The sequence below is a fragment of the Paractinoplanes ferrugineus genome (assembly GCF_016862195.1).
GTDB classification, from domain to species: Bacteria; Actinomycetota; Actinomycetes; order Mycobacteriales; family Micromonosporaceae; genus Actinoplanes; species Actinoplanes ferrugineus.
This window is the reverse complement of the sequence record NZ_BOMM01000020.1, coordinates 50,567-71,252: the sequence shown is the minus strand read 5'-3', so window position 1 is coordinate 71,252 and position 20,686 is coordinate 50,567. Positions and strand designations below refer to the sequence as shown.

13 protein-coding genes are annotated in these 20,686 nt (G+C 71.8%); 3 read left to right on the top strand and 10 right to left on the bottom strand.

Annotated features, from left to right (window positions below; all coding sequences use genetic code 11):
• Positions 1–30: 30 nt before the first annotated feature.
• The 8 genes from Afe05nite_RS13410 to Afe05nite_RS13375 all read right to left on the bottom strand — a co-directional run bounded on the left by Afe05nite_RS13410 (position 31) and on the right by Afe05nite_RS13375 (position 15,447).
• Positions 31–4,782: an ExeM/NucH family extracellular endonuclease gene (locus Afe05nite_RS13410; protein WP_203817389.1), complete on the bottom strand. Its 4,752-nt coding sequence runs from the start codon at positions 4,780–4,782 to the stop codon at positions 31–33.
• 162 nt (positions 4,783–4,944) lie between these two features.
• Positions 4,945–7,428: a phosphoenolpyruvate--protein phosphotransferase gene (gene ptsP, locus Afe05nite_RS13405; protein WP_203817388.1), complete on the bottom strand. Its 2,484-nt coding sequence runs from the start codon at positions 7,426–7,428 to the stop codon at positions 4,945–4,947.
• Between the two features lie 8 nt (positions 7,429–7,436).
• Positions 7,437–8,063, bottom strand: a complete 627-nt coding sequence (dhaL, locus tag Afe05nite_RS13400) for a dihydroxyacetone kinase subunit DhaL (RefSeq protein ID WP_203817387.1) — start codon at positions 8,061–8,063, stop codon at positions 7,437–7,439.
• A gap of 5 nt (positions 8,064–8,068) precedes the next feature.
• Entirely contained in the window at positions 8,069–9,076 is a 1,008-nt protein-coding gene (gene dhaK / locus Afe05nite_RS13395) for a dihydroxyacetone kinase subunit DhaK (protein WP_275407468.1), read from the bottom strand.
• A 9-nt stretch (positions 9,077–9,085) separates the two neighbouring features.
• Positions 9,086–10,687 carry a methyl-accepting chemotaxis protein gene (locus tag Afe05nite_RS13390; RefSeq protein ID WP_239117795.1) on the bottom strand — a complete coding sequence of 534 codons (1,602 nt, stop codon included), beginning with the start codon at positions 10,685–10,687 and terminating at the stop codon, positions 9,086–9,088.
• Positions 10,688–10,721: 34 nt separating this feature from the next.
• Positions 10,722–11,891: a restriction endonuclease subunit S gene (locus tag Afe05nite_RS13385; RefSeq protein ID WP_203817385.1), complete on the bottom strand. Its 1,170-nt coding sequence runs from the start codon at positions 11,889–11,891 to the stop codon at positions 10,722–10,724.
• Complete coding sequence (locus Afe05nite_RS13380; protein ID WP_239117789.1) at positions 11,884–13,359, bottom strand: class I SAM-dependent DNA methyltransferase; 1,476 nt, start codon at positions 13,357–13,359, stop codon at positions 11,884–11,886. Before Afe05nite_RS13380 ends, Afe05nite_RS13385 begins: the two co-directional genes overlap by 8 nt.
• A gap of 123 nt (positions 13,360–13,482) precedes the next feature.
• Entirely contained in the window at positions 13,483–15,447 is a 1,965-nt protein-coding gene (locus Afe05nite_RS13375; RefSeq protein WP_203817384.1) for a right-handed parallel beta-helix repeat-containing protein, read from the bottom strand.
• Positions 15,448–15,608: 161 nt separating this feature from the next.
• Here Afe05nite_RS13375 and Afe05nite_RS13370 point away from each other — a divergent pair, with 161 nt between their 5' ends.
• Positions 15,609–16,331 carry an SMP-30/gluconolactonase/LRE family protein gene (locus tag Afe05nite_RS13370; protein ID WP_307835632.1) on the top strand — a complete coding sequence of 241 codons (723 nt, stop codon included), beginning with the start codon at positions 15,609–15,611 and terminating at the stop codon, positions 16,329–16,331.
• Between the two features lie 129 nt (positions 16,332–16,460).
• On the opposite strand, the gene Afe05nite_RS13365 is transcribed toward Afe05nite_RS13370, so the two are convergent.
• Positions 16,461–17,843, bottom strand: coding sequence for a glycoside hydrolase family 6 protein (locus Afe05nite_RS13365; RefSeq protein WP_239117788.1), 1,383 nt, complete (start codon positions 17,841–17,843; stop codon positions 16,461–16,463).
• Positions 17,844–18,006: 163 nt separating this feature from the next.
• Here Afe05nite_RS13365 and Afe05nite_RS13360 point away from each other — a divergent pair, with 163 nt between their 5' ends.
• Together Afe05nite_RS13360 and Afe05nite_RS13355 are read left to right on the top strand one after the other, a co-directional pair.
• Positions 18,007–18,495 (top strand): flavodoxin family protein, encoded by a 489-nt coding sequence (locus tag Afe05nite_RS13360; RefSeq protein WP_203817382.1) that lies wholly within the window; start codon positions 18,007–18,009, stop codon positions 18,493–18,495.
• On the top strand, positions 18,492–19,304 hold the full coding sequence (locus tag Afe05nite_RS13355) for a universal stress protein (RefSeq protein WP_203817381.1): 813 nt from the start codon (positions 18,492–18,494) through the stop codon (positions 19,302–19,304). The genes Afe05nite_RS13360 and Afe05nite_RS13355 overlap by 4 nt, the downstream gene beginning before the upstream one ends.
• On the opposite strand, the gene Afe05nite_RS13350 is transcribed toward Afe05nite_RS13355, so the two are convergent.
• Positions 19,236–20,579: an NAD(P)/FAD-dependent oxidoreductase gene (locus Afe05nite_RS13350; RefSeq protein WP_203817380.1), complete on the bottom strand. Its 1,344-nt coding sequence runs from the start codon at positions 20,577–20,579 to the stop codon at positions 19,236–19,238. The two genes, Afe05nite_RS13355 and Afe05nite_RS13350, sit on opposite strands and share 69 nt — an antisense overlap.
• Positions 20,580–20,686 lie beyond the last annotated feature (107 nt).

Below are 20,686 nucleotides of genomic sequence, written 5' to 3'. Positions count from 1 at the left end.
CCCGGGTCGACGGACCCGGGGGCCGAGGGACTACCTGGTGATCTTCTGGCTGACCACCTGGGGGGTGGACGAGTTGCCGGCCCTGTCGGTGGCCCAGTACTTGAGCTCCAGGGTGCCCCGGTCGACGCCGACCACGATGGTCAGCCAGCTGCCCCAGAGGTCGAGCAGGTTGGTGACCACCTGGGCCTTGGCCTGGGCGTCAGCCTTGGTGGCGGCCTTGGTCCAGCGGCCGCCGGCGTAGTAGAACCAACTGCCGGAACGCTCCTGGATGAGCTGGAGCTTCACCTGTTCGCCGCCGAGGCCCTCGTCGGAGACCTTGCCGGTGAGCACCCACCAGGAGGCGGCGTACTCGGGGTGGCGCGGCATGTCGAGGGTGACCACGGGGGCGATGGTGTCGGCCTTGACCGTGACGGTGCCGACGGTTACCGGGGTGCCGGGTCCGTTGGCGTTGGCGGGTGTCACCTTGACGGTGAACGAGCCTGCGGCACGGTAGGTGTGGCCGACACGGCCGGTGGGGACGGTGGCAGTGGAACCGTCGCCCCAGTCGACCACGGCGTTGCTGACGCCGGTGACGGTCAGGGTGACCGACTGGGTCAGCCAGACCGACGTCCGGTCCAGTTTGAAGGTGCCGGGCTGGGCGGTGACGGTCACGCTCGCCGAACCGGTGGCCGGGCCGCTGTTGCCGGCCTGGTCGGTCAGGGTCACGGTCGGCTGGTAGGTGCCGGCCGCGGCGTACGCGTGGGTGTCCGACGAATCGGTGGTGCCGTCGCCCCAGTTCACGGTTTTCTTGATCGCGGTCGCCGGGGTGACGTCGTCGGTCGCGGTGACCGTGATCGTCACCTCCTGGCCGGCCCACACCGTGCTCGGCGACACCGTGAAGGTGCCGGTCGGCGCGGTGCTGTCGGCCTTGCCCGGGGTGGAGCGGAACACCGGGTCCGCGGTGACCGGGCTGTTGGCGGCCAGGTAGTCGACCAGCATGGTCAGGTCGTTGTCGCCGGTGGTGATCCGGGCGGTGCCCTTGCCGAGGGTGGTGAAGTTGTCACCGCCGGCGGCCAGGAACGAGTTCGACGTGACCCGGTAGGTGCCGGCCGGGTCGAGCACGACCCCGCCGAGTTTCAGCGAGGACGCGATGATCCGCGAACCGCGCGGCTGGGACACGTCGTAAGAGTAGGTGAGCCCCTTCGACGAGCCCAGGTGCAGCACCGGGCGGGACGCGCCGTCCGGCTGCCACTGCTCTTCCAGCACCTGTTTGATCTGCGCACCGGTGAGGGTCTGGGTCACCACGTCGTTCGAGAACGGCTGGACGCTGAACGCGTTCGAGTAGGTGACGGTGCCGTCGGTGCCGTAGAGCAGGTCCGCCCGCAGGCCGCCCGGGTTCATGAAGGCGATCTGCGCACCACCGCGGCCGGCGGCCTCGGTCTGGTCGAGCTGGACGTCGGCGATGAAGTTGCCGAGCACCGACTCGGCGCCGCGGTCCTCGGCTCCGGCACTGGTCACGGCGCGCTTGATGTCGGCGGTGATGGAGCCGAGCTTGCGCTGGCCGAGCACCTCGGCGTTGGCTTTCGCCGTGGCCACGATGTCGGACACGGCGGCGTCGGACGGCTGGCCGGTCACCGCGAGCAGGGTGGCCGTCGACTTGGTCACCGATCTGGTGGCCGGGTCGTAGGTCAGCCCGATCTGACCGAGCTTCACGCCGTAGTCCTCGGCCTGCAGGACCGGCCGGGTGCGGTCGGTGCCGGGAATCGGGACCTGGAACGCGTACGGCTGATGGGTGTGCCCGCTGATGATCGCGTCGATGTCGGCGTCGACCCGGGTGAAGGCGCCGAAGACCGGGTCGGCCTGCAGGGCCGCCGCCGAGGTGATGTTCTCGGTGGCCGCGCCCTCGTGGGCGAGCAGGACGACGACGTCGGCCTCGCCGTTGGCGGGGTCGCCGTCGGACAGCTGGTCGGCGAGTTTGTCCGCCTCGGCGACCGGGTCCCGGAACTCGACGCCGGCGATCCCGTCCGGACTGACCAGGGAGGCGGTCTGCGCGGTGACGACACCGATGTAGCCGACCTTGACGCCGCCCACGGTCTGCACTGTGTAGCCGGGCAGGACCCGCTTGCCGTCCTTGTAGACGTTCGCGGCGAGGTAGGGGAAGTCGGCCCGGTCCTCGACGCGACCGGTGAGGTCGGCCAGTCCCTTGTCGAACTCGTGGTTGCCGACCGCGGAGACGGCCAGCCCACCGGCGTTCAGCGCGTCGATCGTCGGGTTGTCCGAGTCGATCGCCGAGATGAAGGTGGAGGCGCCGATGTTGTCACCGGCCGACACCCAGGCGGTGTTCGGGTTCGCCGCCCGCAGCTTGTTGACCATGCCGACCAGCTGGGCGGCACCGCCGACGCCGGCCGAGGGGGCCTCGAGCCGGCCGTGGAAGTCGTTTATCGACAGCAGCTGCAGGTCGACCGGGGCGGTCAGGCCGGTCTTGAGACCGATGACGACCGGGTCGTGGTCACTGGCCCGGTACGGGTCCGGCGCGTAGAACGGGGCGAATCCGTTGTACTGGAACGCGTACGACTCGACCGAGTTGATGTTCCAGATGTCGACACCGGTGACCCGGTCCGCCAGCGCCGGCGTGACCAGGGCGTGGTCGAGCGAGCCGGATTCGCCGCCGAAGACGTACGACGACTTGCCCGGCGCGTGCGTGGTGTGCACGTCCTCGTAGCCCGCGTCGTAGAGAACCCGCATCGGGTCCTCCTGGGTGTACGAGTTGAAGTCGCCGAGCAGGATGGCGTTGCTCGTGCCGAGGGACGAGACGAACGTGGCGAGGGCCGCGGCCTGCCGCTTCCGGTCGCCGTTGTAGGCACCCTGTCCGTCACCGGTGTCGACGTTGTCCCCGGTCGGCACGACCGAGGCGCTCTTGGACTTGAGGTGGTTGGCGACGACCGTGAACTCGAGGGCGCCGGCCGTGAACGTCTGCGCGATCGGCTCGCGGGCGTTCGACCACACCGTCTCGTCGTTCACCGAGCGCGACGCGCCCTTCCGGGTCACCCGGGACGGCTTGAAGATGATCGCGGTGGTGATGTAGTCCTGCTGCGCGGCGGCCGGCAGTTCGGCCGGCGAGCGTACGTAGTCCCAGGTGCCCGCCCCGTCGACGGCGTTGAGCGCGCCGACCAGGGTACGGAGCGCGAGCTGCGGGTCGTCCGCCTCGAACCGGACCGAGTTCTCGATCTCCATCAGCGCGACCACGTCGGCGTCCAGTGCGGTGATCGCCGAGACGATCTTCGCCTGCTGCTTGGCCAGGGCGGCCGCGTCGGTGGCGCCCCGGGCCTCGCCACCGAAGTGGACGAAGTAGTTGAGCACGTTGAAGCTGGCGACCTTGAGGTCGCCGCCCACGGCCGCCGGGTGCGCGGTGCGCGGGTTGGTGGCCTTGACCGTGGTGCGCCCCACCGGCGGGGTGTCCGCCGAGACCGGGGTGGTCGGCTCGAACATCCAGTCGCCGTACTCGTAGCTGAACACCACCGGGCCGAACTTCTCGACCTGGTCGCCGGTGCGGACCGGCTCCGTGGGGCTCAGGTAGGGCGGGGCGATCCCGGCCGACGAGAGGTTGGTGGTCTTGCCGTCGTCGAGCAGCACGCGCGCGTCGACGTTGCCGGCCTTGACCTGGCGAGCGGCGTCGGTGCCGGGCCGCGCGACGTCGGTCGGGTTCCGGGCCGGGGTGTCACCGGCCGAGAGGATCAGCTCGCCGTACTGGTTGGCCGGGTAGGTGTCGGACACCGTGTAGGCACCGACCGGCGCGACCAGCATGCCCTCGACGGACTCGCGCGCGTCGGCGGCCAGCGGCAGCGTCAGCGGCACCGGGGCGGGCAGCGCGGCGTTGTGCGCACAGACCTGGGTGTCGGCCTTGGCCGCGGCGCTGAGCTCGGTGAGGCCGTTGTATTCGCTCACCGTGCCGGTGACCCGCACCCGGTCGCCGATGGCGACGGACGGCTGGGCGGCACCGGAGCCGACGAACACGAAGACGCCGTCGGAGGCGGTGCCGGCGGTGACCGGGCGGGTGCCGCCGGTGCCGGCGGTCTGCAGGTAGATGCCGTTGAAGCCGCCGCTGCGGTGGTCGGCGGTGACGATGCCCTCGACCGTCACGACCGAACCGGCAAGCGTGGACGCCGCCCCGGTGCCCTGCACCTCGGCGATCGTCTTGGTGACCGGGGTCGTGCACCCGACCGGGTCGGGGTCGCCGGGCTCGTCGACCGCCTTGTTGAGCGCGCCGAAGCTGTTCCGCGCCGGGGCGGTCCAGCCGCCGTCGATCTTCTGCAGGGAGTAGCCGACCGGGTCGGTGCCGAGCTCGGCGACCCCGATGTCGGTGCTGGCGAGTCCGTCGGCCGGTCCGCCCGAGGCGGTGAACACACCCTCGTAGCTGAGGAACTCGGCCACCGAGTTGTCCGGCTTGACCAGGGCCACGCCGTCCGGCGCACCGTTCTGGATGCCGTTGGCCGCGTAGTTCTGCACGACCACGCCGGTGGAGGTGACGGCGCCGCTCAGACCGGCCGTGTTGTACGCGGCCCGGCTGTTGGGGTCGCCGTTGTAGAGGACGATCTTCCACCCGGACAGGTCGAAGCCGACCGGGGCCTGGATCTCGATGGCCTCCCCGCTGTCGGCTCCGGTGTTGTCGTAGTGGATCTCGCTGATGAACGGCGTTTCCCCGGCCGCGACGGCCTGGCCGGCGAGGCTCAGGCCGAGCGCGGTGACCACGGCGATGACGCCCGCCGGGCGGGCCGTGGTCAGAGCGCGTCTTGATAGGCGCATCGAAAAGTTTCCTCCGAAGGTTGTCGATCCCGCAGGAGACTAATGAGAACCGATGACGGGAGACTTTCCGGAAGGTAACGGGAACGCGGGCGAACCACGGCCGGATCGACCATATCGCTCAGGTCATATGACCCGAGCGATGGCCTGAATGTTCGTTTTGTATCAGCGCCCGGATTGGACCGACAAGCGGCGTACATCGGCGGCGTCGGCGAGTTCGAGCGCGCGTTCCGCGAGCGGACCGGCGAGGTCGAGCCGGGTGGCCCGGACGGCCTCCTTCACCAGCGGCACGGCGGGCGGCGCGACACTCAGTTCGCGTACGCCGAGGGCCGTCAGCAACGGCACGGCCGCCTCGTCGCCGGCCAGCTCCCCGCAGACCGCGACCGGCACACCGGCCCGCCGGCAGATCCCGCCGACCAGGCGGAGCACCGCCGGGTCGAGGCCGTCCGCCGGCACGGCGGCATTGCCCCGCTCCGCGGCCAGGGTGTACTGCGTCAGGTCGTTGGTGCCCACGCTGACGAAGTCGACGTACGGGGTGAAGGCCGCGGCCCGCAACGCGGCGGCCGGCACCTCGACCATGATGCCGACCCGCAGTCCCGCCGCCGGTCCGGTGCGCGCCAGGGCGTCGTCGAGCATGCGCCGGGCCGCCACGATCTCGGCCACCGTGCTGACCATCGGAAACATGACGCTCACCGGTGTCTCGCGGGCCACCCGGGCGATCGCGAGGAGCTGCTCGGCGAACAGGGCCGGGTGGGCGAGGGAGTGGCGGATACCCCGTACGCCCAGGAAGGGGTTCTGCTCGTGCGGCGCCGGCGCGTAGCGCAGCGGCTTGTCCCCGCCCACGTCGAGCGTGCGCAGCGTGATCCGCCGGCCGCCGAGGGCCGCGGCGAGCTGCCGATAGGTGGCGAACTGCTCGTCGGCACCGGGGGCGGCGGCCCGGTCGAGGAAGAGGAACTCGGTGCGCACCAGACCGGCCAGATCGGCGCCGTGCTCGGCGGCGGCGGTCGCGTCGGCGAGCGAGCCGATGTTGGCGGCGACCTCGATGCGCACGCCGTCGGCGGTCACGGCCGGCTGGTGGGCGCGGGACCCGGCGGCGCGGGCGCGTGCCGACCGCGAGGCGGCCCGCTCCCGGAACCGGGTCAGCACGTCGCCGGGCGGGTTGACGGCGAACTCGCCGGTGGAGCCGTCCAGCGCCACCGCCGCGCCGGGCGGGACACTCAGGACCGCCGGGCCGGCTCCGACCACCATCGGGATCCCCCGGGTGCGGGCCAGGATCGCGCCGTGCGAGGTGGCGCTGCCGAACGCCAGGAGCACCCCCTTGACGCGTACGGGATCAAGGGTCGCCGCCTCGGCCGGGGTGAGGTCGGCCGCCACCAGGACGCCGTCGCCCGCGGGTGTTCGCTCGGCGATGCCGAGCATCGCCCGCAGCACCTGGTCGGCCACCGCGTGCACGTCGTCGCCACGACCGCGCAGATAGGGATCCTCGAGGGCGTCGAAGTCGGCCGCGATCAGGCCGGCCGCGCCCCGGAAGGCCGGCGGGGCCGCCGCGCCCGCGTCGATCCGCCGGCGCGCCTCGCCGAGCAGCTCGGCATCGTCGAGCAGGAGCAGGTGCGCGTCGAAGATGCTGGCCTCGGGGTTGCCCTCCCAGATCTTGTCGATCTCCCGGCGCACCGCCGCGACCGCGTCGGTCACCCGCCGCCACTCGGCGTCGGCGCCCCGGGACGGCTCGTCGGGCAGGTCCGGCGAGGTGCTCGACCGCCGCCAGGCCGGTCCGAGGCCGATGCCGGCGGAGGCGGGCTGTCCACGGCGCACGCCGGTCGTCGCCCCGTCGAGTTTGCCGACGTCGACCGGGTCGTCGCCGCCCCACTCCCCGATCTTCTCGAGCTCCGGCGGCGTCTCGTCGAACTGCCGGGCCGCCACCGCGACGATCTCGTCGACCGCCTGGCGAGCCCGCGGCCCGGACGCCCGCACGTCGATCTCGTGGCCGCGCAGCGCCCCCAGCGTGGCGACCCGGGACAGACTGGTGGCCGGCACCCACCCCGACCCGGTCGTCCGGTTGCGCACCTCGACCCCGGCGTCGAGCCGGCGCGCCTCGGTGACCAGCCGTGCCGCCGGCCGAGCATGCAGCCCGTGCGGATTGCCCACGCGCACCGTCGCCACCGCCCCGAACTCCCCCGCCGGAGCGGGCTGAGCGGCACCGGGCCGGGCCGGAGCCGGCTGGGCCGGAGCCGGCTGGGCCGGAGCGGGCGCCTCGCCGAGCTGTGCCTGTTTGCCGGCCAGGCCGGCGATCGCCTCGCGCGCGACCTCGTCCCGGCCGGCTCCCGAGGCCGCCGCGACGGCCGCGGCGACCAGGCCCTCGACCAGCGGCGCCGGGCACAGGAGCACGCGTGAGCGCAGTTCGTCGTCCACCATCTCCAGAGCCAGTTCGGCGGAGAGGACGGCGCTGCCGAGGTCCATCAGCACCACCACGCCGGAGCCGTCGTCGGCGGCGGCCAGCGCGGACCTGATCGCGGTCGCATCGGTGCCGAGCGTCTTCTCGTCGAGGCCGGCCGCGATCTCGATGCGGGCGGTGGGCGCCATCTCGGCGGCCAGCGCCACGGCGGCCCGGGCCAGGGCACGGCTGTGGCTCACCACCACCACGGCGACCATGGCGGTGCTCAGGCCAGCGCCGTGGCCGCGGCCACCACCAGGTAGGTGACCGACGTGGCGCCCGGATCCGGATGACCGGCGCTGCGTTCGCCGAGGTAGCTGGCGCGGCCCTTGCGGGCGATCATCGCGGTCGTCGCCTCGCGGCCCCGCTCGGCGGCGCGGGCGGCGGCGTCGAGGGCCTCGGCCAGGGGCTGCCCGGTCCCGACCGCCTCCTCGAGGGCCCGCACGGCGGGGGCCAGCGCGTCGTACATCGTCTTGTCGCCGGCCTGGGCCTTGCCCCGGGTGACGACGCCCTCGAGCGCGGCCCGGAGGATCTTCGCGAGGTCGCCCGCGTCGAGTGTCTCGGCCTCACCGGCGGTCGCGGACATGCGCAGGAAGGCGGTGCCGTAGAGCGGGCCGCTCGCGCCACCCACCGTCGACACCAGCGTCATCCCCGTACGTTTGAACAGCTCGGCCGGGGTCGACGGGGTCTCCGCCCGCAGCACCTCGACCACGGCGGACATGCCTCGATGGAGGTTGGCTCCGTGATCGGCGTCGCCGATCGCGGAGTCCAACTCGGTGAGCAGATCCTGGTGCTGCTCGACCAGACGCGCGAACTCGCGGATCCAGGCGTGCAGAGCGTCGGTGTCGACCATGCGGCTCAGCTTCCCCATCGCAGGCCCGGGGTGCGCACCGGGGCGTCCCACAGGCGCAGGATCTCGTCGTCGGCGCGCAGCAGGGTCACCGAGGCGCCGGCCATGTCGAGGCTCGTGATGTAGGGCCCGACCAGCGACCGGGCGATGCGCACGCCCGACTTCTCGAGAATGGTCGCGACCTCCTGGTAGAGGACGTAGAGCTCGAGGAGCGGGGTGGCGCCCATGCCGTTGACGAAGGCGATCACCGGGCTGCCGGTGAAGTCGAGGTCGGCCAGGATCGGCGCGACGAGCATCTCGGCGGCTTCGGCGGCGGTGGCGAGCGGGACCCGGCGGCGGCCCGGTTCGCCGTGGATGCCGATGCCGACCTCCATCTCGCCGGCCGGCAGCTCGAACGTCGGCCGGCCGGCGGCCGGCACCGTGCAGGAGGTGAGCGCCAGCCCCATGCTGCGGCCGTTGTCGTTGGCCTTCCGGGCGACCGCAGCCACGTCGCCGAGGGTGCGGCCCTCCTCGGCGGCGGCCCCGGCGAGCTTCTCGACGAGCACCGTGCCGCCGACGCCGCGGCGCCCGGCGGTGTAGAGGCTGTCCTGGACCGCGACGTCGTCGTCGGTGATCACGGAGAGCACCTCGGTGCCGGTGTCGGCGGCGACGATCTCGGCGGCCATCTCGAAGTTCAGCACGTCGCCGGTGTAGTTCTTGACGATGTGCAGCACCCCGGCGCCACCGTCGACGCCCCGGGTGGCGGCGACCATCTGGTCGGGCACGGGGGAGGTGAAGATCTCCCCGGCGCAGGCCGCGTCGAGCATGCCGGGCCCGACGAACCCGCCGTGCAGCGGCTCGTGCCCGGAACCGCCGCCGGAGACGAGGCCGACCTTGCCACGCACCGGCGCGTCGGCCCGGAAAATGACCCGCTGCTCGTGGTCGACGCGCAGCTCGGGATGGGCGGCCGCGACACCGCGCAGGGCGTCGGCGACCACGTGTGCGGGATCGTTGATGAGCTTCTTCATCTCCGCCATGGACCCAAGCTACGCCACCCGGAACTGGGTGACGATGCGCTGAAGGTCGTTGCCCATTCGGGCAAGTTCGGCGGTGGTCTGCTGCGCCTCGGTGACGGCGGCGGCGGTGTTCTGGGTGGCGTCGGAGACGTCGCTCACCGAGTGCGAGATCTCGGCGGCTCCGGCGGCGGCGGCGCTGACGTTGCGCACCATCTCGTTGGTGGTGGCGGTCTGCTCCTCGACGGCCGACGCGATGGTCGTCTGGAACTCGTTGATCTGCCCGATGACGGCCTGGATCTCGGCTATCGCGCTGACCGCGCCGGCCGAGTCGTTCTGGATGGCCTGCACCCGGTTGCTGATGTCCTCGGTGGCCCGGCCGGTCTCCTGGGCCAGGTCCTTGACCTCGCTGGCCACGACCGCGAAGCCTTTGCCCTGCTCACCGGCGCGGGCGGCCTCGATGGTGGCGTTCAGGGCGAGCAGGTTGGTCTGCTCGGCGATCTGGGTGATCACCTTGATCACGTTGCCGATCTCGGCCGATGAGACCCCGAGCTTGCTCACCGTCTGGTTGGTCGACTCGGCGAGGACGACCGCGTCGGCGGCGACCCGGGCGGCCTCGCCGGCGTTACTGGCGATCTCGTTGATCGCCGCACCCATCTGCTCGGAGCTGGCCGCCACCGTGGCGATGTTCAGACCGACCTGCCCGGCACTCGCCGACACCGCGCTGACCTGGGCGTTGGTGCGCTCGGCGGCCTCCGCGATCTGGCTCGACGTGGCGGCGAGCTCCTCACTCGACCCGGCCAGGGTGACCGCGTTGGCCTCCAGCTCCGATACCGTGTTTCGCAGCGCGCCCACCGCGCCGTCGAGGTCCCGGGCCATCAGCCCGAGCTCGTCGGACGAGCGCACCCCCGACCGCACCGTCAGATCACCCTCGGCCAGGGCCTTCGCGACCACCGACACGGACCGCACGGACCGGACGATCGCCCGCGCCACCAGCACGGCGAGGCTGAGGGCCAGGAGCCCGCCGACGACGAGCAGTACGACGATCAGCGTACGGGCGCCGTTGTAGTCCGCCCGCGCCTGCGCGGCCCGGCTGGCCGACTGGGTGGTCTCCGCCTCGTTGGCCGCGTCGAGGTCGGCGGTCGCCTTGTCCACCGCCGACTGATAGGTGGTGGTGCGCAGTTGCTCGAACTCGGCGGTCTTGCCGGTGCGGGAGAGTTCCAGCAGCGTCGAGCGCACCGTCGAGGCGGCTTTCCAGTCCGCGGCGAAGGTGTCGATCAGCGCCGGGTCGGCGGCTTTCGGCCGATAGGCGGCGACGTAGCCGGCGAGCTGCTGCTCGTGCTCGGCGATCAGCTGCTCGGCCTTCTCCTTGTTCGCGGCCGACCGGCTGATCCCGTGCCGCAGCAGGTCCACCCGCAGCTGCATCATCGTCCGGTCCGCCCGGCCCAGCACGATGAGCGGCTGGACCTCCAGCTCGTACATCTCCTGGACCTGACCGGCGGTGGTGTCGAGCTTGACCAGCGCGACTATGCCCACCACCAGCGCGACCGCGAGCGTGATCACCGCGCCCGCGATCGTCTTCGGCAGGACCGGCAGGTCCGCGAAGCTCCACCGGCCACGCGGCGCCTCATCCATCGTCACGACCAGACCCCCGCCTCAGCCGTTACCGTCAACGTCCCTCTTGCAACCTTTCGGCAACCCGCGCCGGCTCCTGAGCCCGCCGGCCCGCCAAGTGCGCACACCGCAGTTCGCCCGAGATCAGGCGGGGCAGCAGGTCGTCGCGCAGGGCCCGCAGGGCGGCGCTCTCCCGGGCCGTTCGAGCACGCACGGCGAACAGGGGACGCACCCGTGCGGTGAAGGCGGTGTCGGTGGCGGGGGCGCGCACCGGGAGGTTCAGGAGTCGGGACCGGTTCAGGCCGGGGACCGCGGAGTCGCTGTTCATCCCGCTCAGGCCCAGCGTCCGGAGCAGGAAATAGGCGTACTCCAGCGAAATGGTTCTCGGCCGGACGTAGAACGTGGTGTCGATCGGGAAGAAGTCGTCGTCGGACCAGCGCACGGCACCGACCGTGCCCTTGCGGCCGACGATGACGCCGGGCCCGTCGACGAGCGGTTCGTCGTGCCGGCCGGCCGGGCCGCCGCTGCCGTGCACGACCACCGGGCCGCCCCGGCGCCGCGCGGCCGGCAGAGCCTTGCCGTAGACCAGGTCGAGCAGATCGCCGAGCTTCGCCGCCCGGTCCCGCGGCACGGCCGCGAACTCGGCCTCGGCCAGGTCCATCGCCGTCGCCGCGAGCCGGTCGTTCCCGGCGATCTTGTCGTCCAGCGAGCCCAGCAGGCCGGCCACCGCGCGTTGGTCGGCCAGTGGCGGGATCACGATCGGCACGGCGGCGAGGATGCCGAGGTTGATGTGCGGGACCCCGGTGGCGATGGCGCTGCCGCGGATCGCCGCCCGCACCTGGGCCGACCGGAACTGGTAGTAGACGTAGCGCGGATCGGCCCGGCCGGGGTCGACGCGCAGGCGCATCTGCGACTGGGAGACGACGTAGGTGTCGTGCGGCGCCGGCGGAACCAGGCCGACCTGGCCGAGGGTGCCGCGCTGGGTGAAGACCACGTCGCCGGGCCGGGCCAGGTTGCCGGCCAGTTCGCCGGCCGCTTTCTCCCTGGTCACGTGCACGAACTCGGCCGGGTCGAAGAGGCCGTCGCCGGCCAGGTTGACGCCGCGGATCACCGGGACGCCGGACGCGACGTAGTCCTTGGCCCCCAGCATCGAGCCGAACGGGCCGCCGACCAGGCCCCGGGGCACCGCGATGTCGCGCACGGTGCCGACCGGCCAGTCAGACATCCAGTTTCCCCAGCTGTTCCCGGACCGCCGCCGCGAGCCGCGCCGATTCCTCGAACTGCGCGAACAGCTCCTCGGTGAGCCGGGCGATCCGGTCGGCGACCGGCTCCGCGTCCGGGTCGGCCTCCGCCGAGGCGGCGCCGACATAGCGGCCCGGGGTGAGGATGTGGTCGTTCTCCGCGACCTGCTCCAGCGAGGCGGAGAAACAGAAACCCGGCACATCGGTGTACGCGGTGGAGGTGCGCCACGCGTGATAGGTGTCCGCGATCCGCGCGATGTCGCCGTCGGTCAGGACCCGCTCGGTGCGGTCGACCATCGTGCCCAGCTGGCGCGCGTCGACGAAGAGGATCTGGCCGCGCCGCTGCTGCTTGTCGCGACCGAGGAACCACACGCAGGCCGGGATCGCGGTGCTGCGGAACAGGTTGCCGGGCAGCGCCACCATGCACGAGACCAGGTCCTCCTCGACGATCCGGCGCCGGATCGCGCCCTCGCCGGAGAGCTTGGACGACATCGAGCCGTTGGAGAGCACCACGCCCGCGCGGCCGCCCCGGGCCAGCTTCGCCACCATGTGCTGCAGCCAGGCGAAGTTGGCGTTCCCGCGCGGCGGCAGCCCGTACACCCAGCGGGGGTCGTCCGCGCGCCGCGCCCACTCGCTCATGTTGAACGGCGGGTTGGCCAGGATGAAGTCGGCGGCCAGGCCGGGCTGCTTGTCCTCGGCGAAGGTGTCGGCCCACCGGTCGCCGAGCCCGCCCGGATCCATCCCGTGGATGGCCAGGTTCATCTTGGCGAGCCGCCAGGTGCGCTCGTTGGCCTCCTGCCCGTACACCGTGATGTCGCGCCCGTGCGCGCGCCCGGCCTGCACGAACATGCCACCCGACCCGCAGCAGGGGTCGTAGACCTTGCCGTGGAAGGGTTCCAGCACTTCCACGAGCAGTTTCACCACGCTCGCCGGCGTGTAGAACTCCCCCGCCCGTTTCCCCTCGGCCCGCGCGAACTTCTCCAGGAAATACTCGTAGACCTGACCGAGCACGTCCTGCGCGGCCCGGTCCGCATGGCCCGTGAAGCGCGCGTCGCTGATCAGCGTGACCAGTTCCCGCAGCGGCGCCGGATCGACCCCGCCCCGCCCGAAGATCTTCGGCAGCACCCCGTCGAGCGCCGGGTTCTCCCGCATGATCGCGTCCATGGCGTCGTCGAGCAGCCCACCGACGTCCCCGCCGGCGTTGCGGGCGAGGTGGTCCCAGCGAGCGTTCTCCGGCACCCAGAAAACGCCGGCGTAGCGCTGCCGGTCGTCGTCGCCGGAGAGCAGTTCCCGGCGCTCCGCGAACGCGTCCGAGATGTACTTCAGGAAGACCAGCCCGAGGACGAACTCCTTGTACTGGGCCGCGTCCATGGTGCCGCGAAGCCGGTTGGCGGCCTTCCACAGAATGTCCTGGATGCCCTTGGCCCCGGATCCTTGCTTGCGTTCAGGCACCGCTGTCCCCGTCCTGAAGGTGTTCGGCCTCTCGGGCGGGAAGTGACTTCCCGCCCGAGAAGTAAACGCCGTCCCAACGGGCGAGGTCACCTCAGCCCGGCGGGTGGGCCGGCGTTCGTCCGCTCACCAGAGGCGCGTGCGACTGCGGCCCGCGGCCAGGCCGGCGATCGGGCCGGGCGCGAACGAACCGCTTTCCTTGGGTACGCCGGTCAGGTCCACCCCCAGCACGGCCGGGGTGCCGTCGTTCTCCTCGAACTCGGCGTCGACGAACCGCACCCGCTCCAGGTCGCGGCCGCCCACCACACCGACGCGGGCCTGGTCGAACTCGGCCGGCAGGTCGGTCACCAGGTAGACCTCGGCGCCCTCCTCGACCACCCGGGCCGCTCCGCCGGCCAGCACGGTCGCGCCGGCCTCACCGGCGAACGCCTTGGCGCCGGCGGTGTAGACGTTGTCCCGCGCGTACACCGCCTGCTTGACCCCGATGAACCGGGCGTGGTCGCCCGGCGGCTGGTCGGCGATGCGCTGCAGGTATTCCGCCCACGAGGCCGGGAACTCGTCGTAGCCGTCGAGACCGCTGTGCGGCTGCCCGCCCGGCTGGCCGTACTTGCCGTACGCGGTCGCCGGGTCGATGCCGACGAACAGGTTGCCCACCCACCTGTCGTCACCGCCGACGATGAACGCGTAACCGGCGACCTGCGTGCTGTGCGGCCGGTGGTACGGCGTCGCCCGGTCCATCACGTCCTCGATCCGGACCGTGCCGGCGATCAGGTTGTTGACGTAGGCGCCACCCTGGCTGAACGACTCGATCGCGGCCGGCGAGGCGAGGACGTTGTGCTCGACCAGGTAGGGGCCGTGCGACACCTCGACGAACAGGTCCCGGCTGTTGGCGTAGAAGACGTTGCGCGAGATCCGGGTGCCCTGCGTCTGCCAGTCCAGCCAGGTGCCGAGCGAGCAGTGGTGGATGCGGTTGTGCCGGATCGTCACGTCGATCGCCGCGTGCAGCTTGATGCCGCCGATCTCGTAGCCGTAGTACTCACGCTTGGTCGCGATGTGGTGGATGTGATTGTCCTCGATGGTGGAGAACACACATCCCAGATGGCCGACGACGCCGTTCTGCCCGCAGTCGTGAATGGTGTTGCGACGGATCACATGCGACCCGATGTGCTCCTTGTCCCACCCGATCTGCTGGGCCGAGAAGACCGACTCGAGCTGATATTGATAGCCCGGTTTGTCACCCCGCAGGCTGGCGAAATTGTGTCCGGTCGATTCCTCCTTGCCGATCGAGATCGCCGAGCATTTCGCGTCGTGGATGTCGTTGTCCTCGATGATCCAGCCCTTGGCCCAGTTCGGGCCGATCAGTCCGGGCTGGTCGGCGGTCGGCGGCGTCCACGGGGTGGCGGCCTGCGCCAGCTCGAAACCGCGCACGGTGATCCAGTCGAGGTGGTTCTTCTCCGGGTAGAACACCGATCGGCGTACGTTGATCTCGGTGGTCCGCTCGTTGGGGTCGGCGCCCTGGAAGTTCGCCCAGATGGTCGTCTCGTCCGCGCCCACCTCGGCGAACCACACCAGCGCGGTCTGCGCCGGATTCGGCGTCGCGACGGTGGTGCCGGTCCAGTCGTCGACGACCTCGGTCCGCTCGGCCGCCGCCCCGACCTCGTCGCGGCTGCTCACCTCGTAGAAGCTCAGCCCGTCCAGGTAGACGTCGCCCAGGTGCTTGCGCTTCTCCCCGGGCCGGTCGACGACCCAATCCCCGAAGATCTCCTCGGCGTACGGGTTGAAGTCGCCGAAGATCGCGTTCGGGATCGCGGCTTTCCAGACCGTCCCGCCGTCCGCCGTCCAGCCGGTGATCCGCTCCGACCCCTTGATCACGACGTGCTCGCCGGGCGCCGCCTGATAGGTGATCCGGCGGGTGTCGCTGAGCCCGCCGCGCTGCGGCTTGACCCATTCCCGATATTCACCGGCGTGCACCACGACGGTGTCCCCGGGCCGGGCCAGTGCGGCGGCGCGGTTGATCGTGCGGAACGGCCGCTCGGCGGAACCGTCGGCGTCATCGGATCCGGTTGTCGCGACGTGCAGCTCGGATGTCATCTCATCGGGCCTCTCGGTATCGCCTGCGCGGCCTCGCGGTGGATCGTGGGCCGCCTCGGCAACCTTGACACCGGCGGCCCAGCCTGGTGACCATGCGATCACTGTGAGGAGGATCTCAATGATCACGCAGCCGTACACCCTTATCGAGGAACTCCACTTCGCTGAGGCCCCCCGCCACCGGCCAGCTCAACGACATGGTGGTCGACGCGGCCGGCCGGGCCTACGTCGGAAATTTCGGTTATGACCTGATGGCCGGCGCCCCGCCGGCCACCGCCTCGCCGCACCGGGTCGACCCCGACGGCACCGTCACCGAGGTGGCCGACGACCTCTGGTTCCCCAACGGCGTCGTGCTCACCGCCGACGGCACACTGCTGGTGAACGAGACCTTCGGCAACCGCGTCACCGCCTTCGACCTGGCCCCGGACGGCTCCCTCGGCAACCGCCGGGGGTGGGCCGAGTTCGGCCCGCTGCCCACCGAACGCGAGTTCGACAAACTGCTGCCCCAGGTGGTGGTCGCCCCCGACGGCAGCGGCCCGGACGCCGACGGCGCCCGGTGGCTCGCCGACGCCACCGACTCCCGCCTGCTGCGCCTGGTCGACGGCCGGATCACCGACGAACTGACACCCGGCACCCCGGTCTACGCCTGCGCCGTAGGCGGACCCGACGGCCGCACCCTGTTCGCCTGCGCCGCCCCCGACTTCTACGAACACGCCCGCCGAGCCACCACCGACGCCCGGATGATCGCTTTCCCGATCCAGCCCGAGCGACGTCGGCGTCTCGACCACAACTTCCCTGAAAAGGGGGCCTCAGCGACTCCGGCGGCACCATTTTCACTGAAGCTGCGCGGGCCGCGGCGGGCGTACTGGGTCGGCGTCACGCGGTAGCGCGCCTCGACGGTGGGAAGGTGCGCGAACGGACAGCCATGAGCGGATTCGGCCCGGGTCAGGCGGCACCGGATCAGGCGGCACCGGATCAGGGGCCGGGCCCGGCCTGGTGGCCGGGCCCGGAGCCGATCAGCGAGCGGTGCAGGTGATGGTGGGGGTGGAGGCGGTGCCGTTGGCGAGGAAGCCGAACTGGGTGGTTCCGCCGGCCGGCAGGGCGCCGTTCCAGGAGACGTTGCGGGCGGTGGCGGTGGAGCCGGAGGTGGTCAGTTCGCCGTTCCAGGCCTGGGTGATCGACTGGCCGCCGGCCAGCGTCCAGGTGACCGTCCAGCCGGTGATGGCGCTGCTGCCGGCCTTGATGGTGACGTCGCCCTGGAAGCCGCCGGACCACGAGCCGGTGGTCTGGTAACTCGCCGAGCAACCGGCGCCGGCCGGCGGGGCGCTGGTGGGCGCGGTGGTCGGGGCCGTGGTCGGCGCGGTGGTGGGGGGCGTGGTCGGGGCGGTGGTGGGAGGCGTCGTCACCGGCGGGTTCGGGGCGGAGGACGCCAGGCTGTAGGCCAGGTCGGGCTGGAAGGAACCGGCGGCGTACTTGCAACCGTCGGCCTCGCCCGGGGGCTTCACCCAGATGTAGGCGTCGATGTTGGCATCGTTGGTGGCGGTCGTCGGGTAGGCGCCGATGCGACGGTCGGTGTTGTCGTCGCCGCACCAGTCGCCGGACGCTCCGCCGTTGCGGCTGGTGTCGATCACCTGACGCTTGCCGGAGGCACCGCGGCTGTTCAGCGCCGAGATGAGCGACCGGCCGAACGCGGCCTCACTGGCGGTCGAGTTGAAGTTCGAGACGTTCGAGTAGAAGCCGTCGGCGCTGGTGATGCCGGCCGCGATCAGCCGCGAGGCCTGCTCGTTGGCGGAGTTCCAGGTCGAGTGACCGGCGTCGAGGTAGACCTTGGCGTTCGGGTTGCCGGCCTTCAACGTCTGGGTGGCGGTGCGCAGCGCGTTGTCCCGGGCCTGGACCTCGCCGCTGCTCAGGCAGGTCTGCAGGGCGATCGAGTCGGGCTCGAGCAGGATCAGCACGGTCTGGTTGCCGAGGCCGCGGGCGATGTTGCTGACCCACGACTGGTAGGTGTTGAGGTCGGGGGCACCACCCGCGCTGGCGCCACCGCAGTCCCGGTTGGGGATGCCGTAGAGGGTGAGCTGCGGGATCCGGCCGGCCGCGTTGGCCGCGCCGACGTAACCGCTCACCTCCGCCTGGACGGTGGAGACGTTGAAGTTCGACAGCCAGCGGGACGCCGGTTGGCTGGCGATCTTGTCGCGGATCACTGCCGTACGCGAATCGTTGGGGTTGGCCGAGACCCAGCGGGCGACGGCGGTGTCGGGGTCGCGGTAGAGGGCGCCGCTGACCGTGCCGGCCGAGGCGGTGCCGCCGGCAGCGAGCCAGACGCCGGCCGCCGCGGTGGCGCAGACGGCCGCGAGGCCGGCGGTGGTCAGCCGCCGGCGGAGGGGGGATGAGGAGGACACGGGGGCTTCCTTCCGGAGAGGGGAAAGACATCCGTCGATGGGAGCGCTCCCAGAAGGTAACCCGCCGAAAACCTGAGGGCAACACAGGTCCCACCGCCGAGGGCCGATCGGCCCTGACCGGGCGCGCCGGGCGGAGCCAGAGTGGACGTCGAGGAGGCCGACAATGAGAGCGCTGGTCGTCTACGAATCGATGTTCGGCAACACCGGGAAACTCGCGCGGGCGATTGCCGACGGGCTGTCCGCGAGCGCCGAGGTGAGCCTGGCCGAGGTCTCCACGGAACCGGCGATCGACGGCTTCGACCTGCTCGTCGTGGGTGCGCCGACCCACGCGTTCGGGCTCAGCCGGCCCGCCAGCCGGGCCGAGGCGGCCCGGCTGGGCGCCCCGCCCGGCGGTGTCGGCCTACGCGAATACCTCGACACCCGCGGACCGCTCACCGGGCTGGCGGCGGCCGCGTTCGGCAGCCGGATGGACAAGCCGCTGTCCGGCTCGGCGGCGCGCAAGGCCGGCACGCGGTTGCACCGGCTGGGCTGCCGGCTGGTGTCGCCGCCCGCCGACTTCCGGGTCAGCGGCATGACCGGCCCCCTGCTCGACGGCGAGCAGGACCGGGCCCGCAGCTGGGCGACCGGCCTGCTGGGGGTGGCGGCGAGATGAGCGTGGTGGTCGCGACCGACGGCACCGAAACGGCGGGCGTCGCGGTCCGGTGGGCGGCGGCGGAGGCCCGGCGGCGCCGGGCGAGCCTGCGGATCGTGTACGCCTACGACAGTGACTGGCTCGAGTCCCGCTTCGACATCGGCGCCGAACACCTGGACGTCGCCGAGTCGCTGGCCCGGGGAGTAGTGGCGGACGCCCGGGACCGGGCCCGGGACGTGGTGCCGGATCTGCACATCGAGACCGACATCCGGCCCGGTCCGGCCGTCCCCCGGCTGCTCGAGGCGGCCGACGGGGCCGAACTGCTGGTGCTCGGCAGCCGGGGCCGGGGCGGATTCGCCGGCATGCTGCTGGGCTCGGTCAGTCAGCGGATGGCCATGCACGCGCCGTGCCCGGTCGCGGTGGTCCGGGCCGGCCCGGACGGTCACGGCGCGCCCGGTGACGGCGCCGTGGTGGCCGGGGTGGACGACTCCCCCGCGGCCGATCAGGTGCTGCCGACCGCGTTCGCGGCGGCGGCCGACCGGGACACGACCCTCCTCGTGGTGCGCGCCTACCTCGCCGACGACCAGGACGCGGGCGAGCGCCTCGAGACCCGGCTCGCTCCGTACCGGGCCAGGTATCCGCAGGTCCATGTGGCCACCGTGCTCACCCGGGAGGGCGCGGCGGCGGCGCTGGTGGAGGCCACCCGGCACGCCGCGCTGACCGTGGTGGGCAGTCACGGCCACGGCAGTCTCGCCGCGGCCCTACTCGGATCGACCGTTCTGCAGCTGCTGCACCACGCCGACTGCCCGGTGCTGGTCGTCCGCCGATAGATGGTGCAAGGCGTTCCGGGCGTTGATCTGCTGAGTCGTGGCGATCCGCTCGGAACGCCCTCGCCCCAGGAAACTGACGGTCCAGTGCATCAGCGTGCTCACCTTGTTCTTGAAACCGATCAGATAGAACAGGTGCACGCCGAGCCAGCTCAGCCAGCCGAGCAGACCGGACAGGTGCAGCTGGCCGACGTTCGCGACGGCCGAGAACCGTGAGATCGTCGCCATGTTGCCCTTGTCGAAATACTTGAACGGCGCGGCCACCGGCTTGCCGGTCAGCCGGCCCGCGATCACTCGCGCGGCGTGCCGGCCGCCCTGCATCGCCACCTGGGCCACGCCCGGCAGGTTCTGCGCGGCCATGTCGCCGACCACGAAGATCTCCGGATGACCGGGCACCGTCAGGTCGGGCTCGACCACGATGCGGCCGGCCCGGTCGGTGCGCGCGCCGGTCGCTTCGGCCAGCCGCCCGGCCAGGCCGGGGGCCATCACCCCGGCGGCCCAGATCTTGGTGTACGCGTCCAGGCGCTCGCCGCCGGCAAAGGTGACACCCGTCCGGTCGACGTCGACGACACGCGTCCCCAGGCGTACGTCGATCTTGAGCTTGGCCAGGGTTCTGCTCGCCTTCTCCGACAGCTGATGGTCGAACGCGGGCAGCACCCGGTCGACCGCGTCGAGCAGCACGACGCGGGTCTCCGGCAAATGGCGGTACTGACCTTTCAGGGCCCGCTGGGCCAACTCGGCGATCTGTCCGGCCAATTCGACACCGGTCGGCCCGGCACCGACGATCGCGAACGTCAGCCATCGTCGCCGTTCGACGGGATCGTCGGCCAGTTCGGCCATCTCGAACGCGTGGAAGATGCGCCCCCGGACCTCGAGCGCGTCGTCGATGCTCTTCAGCGACGGGGCGTGCTCGGCGAAGCCGTCGTTGCCGAAATACGAGTTCTGCGCGCCCGCCGCGACGATCAGCGAATCGTACGGAACTCGCCGTTCCTTTCCGTCGAGACCGGTCGCGATCACCTCTTTGACGTCGGGTCGCACGTCGGTGACCCAGCCGAGCTGGATGTCGAGGTTCCGGCGGGCCCGGAAGATCTCCCGGATCGGCGGGGCGACCTCGCCCTCGGAGAGAATGCCGGTCGCGACCTGATAGAGCAGCGGCTCGAAGAGGTGGTAGGTGGTCGGGTTGATCAGGGTCACCTGGGCGGGCACGCGACGCAGCGCCCGGGTGGCGAAAAGCCCACCGAAGCCGGCGCCGACGACCACGACACGATGCTGGGTCATGCGATCAGGACCGTTCGGCGCGTCCATTCGTGACAGCCCGACCCGCCGTTGTGACGCGGCCCTCAGACCGGCCGGCAGCGACCAATGCCTGGGTCCGACGTTGTAAT

Coding starts and splice junctions, on each gene's coding strand:
- Afe05nite_RS13410 (WP_203817389.1), bottom strand. CDS start 4,782: ATGCGCCTATCAAGACGCGCTCTGACCACGGCCCGCCCGGCGGGCGTC.
- ptsP (WP_203817388.1), bottom strand. CDS start 7,428: ATGGTCGCCGTGGTGGTGGTGAGCCACAGCCGTGCCCTGGCCCGGGCC.
- dhaL (WP_203817387.1), bottom strand. CDS start 8,063: ATGGTCGACACCGACGCTCTGCACGCCTGGATCCGCGAGTTCGCGCGT.
- dhaK (WP_275407468.1), bottom strand. CDS start 9,076: ATGGCGGAGATGAAGAAGCTCATCAACGATCCCGCACACGTGGTCGCC.
- Afe05nite_RS13390 (WP_239117795.1), bottom strand. CDS start 10,687: ATGGATGAGGCGCCGCGTGGCCGGTGGAGCTTCGCGGACCTGCCGGTC.
- Afe05nite_RS13385 (WP_203817385.1), bottom strand. CDS start 11,891: ATGTCTGACTGGCCGGTCGGCACCGTGCGCGACATCGCGGTGCCCCGG.
- Afe05nite_RS13375 (WP_203817384.1), bottom strand. CDS start 15,447: ATGACATCCGAGCTGCACGTCGCGACAACCGGATCCGATGACGCCGAC.
- Afe05nite_RS13360 (WP_203817382.1), top strand. CDS start 18,007: ATGAGAGCGCTGGTCGTCTACGAATCGATGTTCGGCAACACCGGGAAA.
- Afe05nite_RS13355 (WP_203817381.1), top strand. CDS start 18,492: ATGAGCGTGGTGGTCGCGACCGACGGCACCGAAACGGCGGGCGTCGCG.
- Afe05nite_RS13350 (WP_203817380.1), bottom strand. CDS start 20,579: ATGACCCAGCATCGTGTCGTGGTCGTCGGCGCCGGCTTCGGTGGGCTT.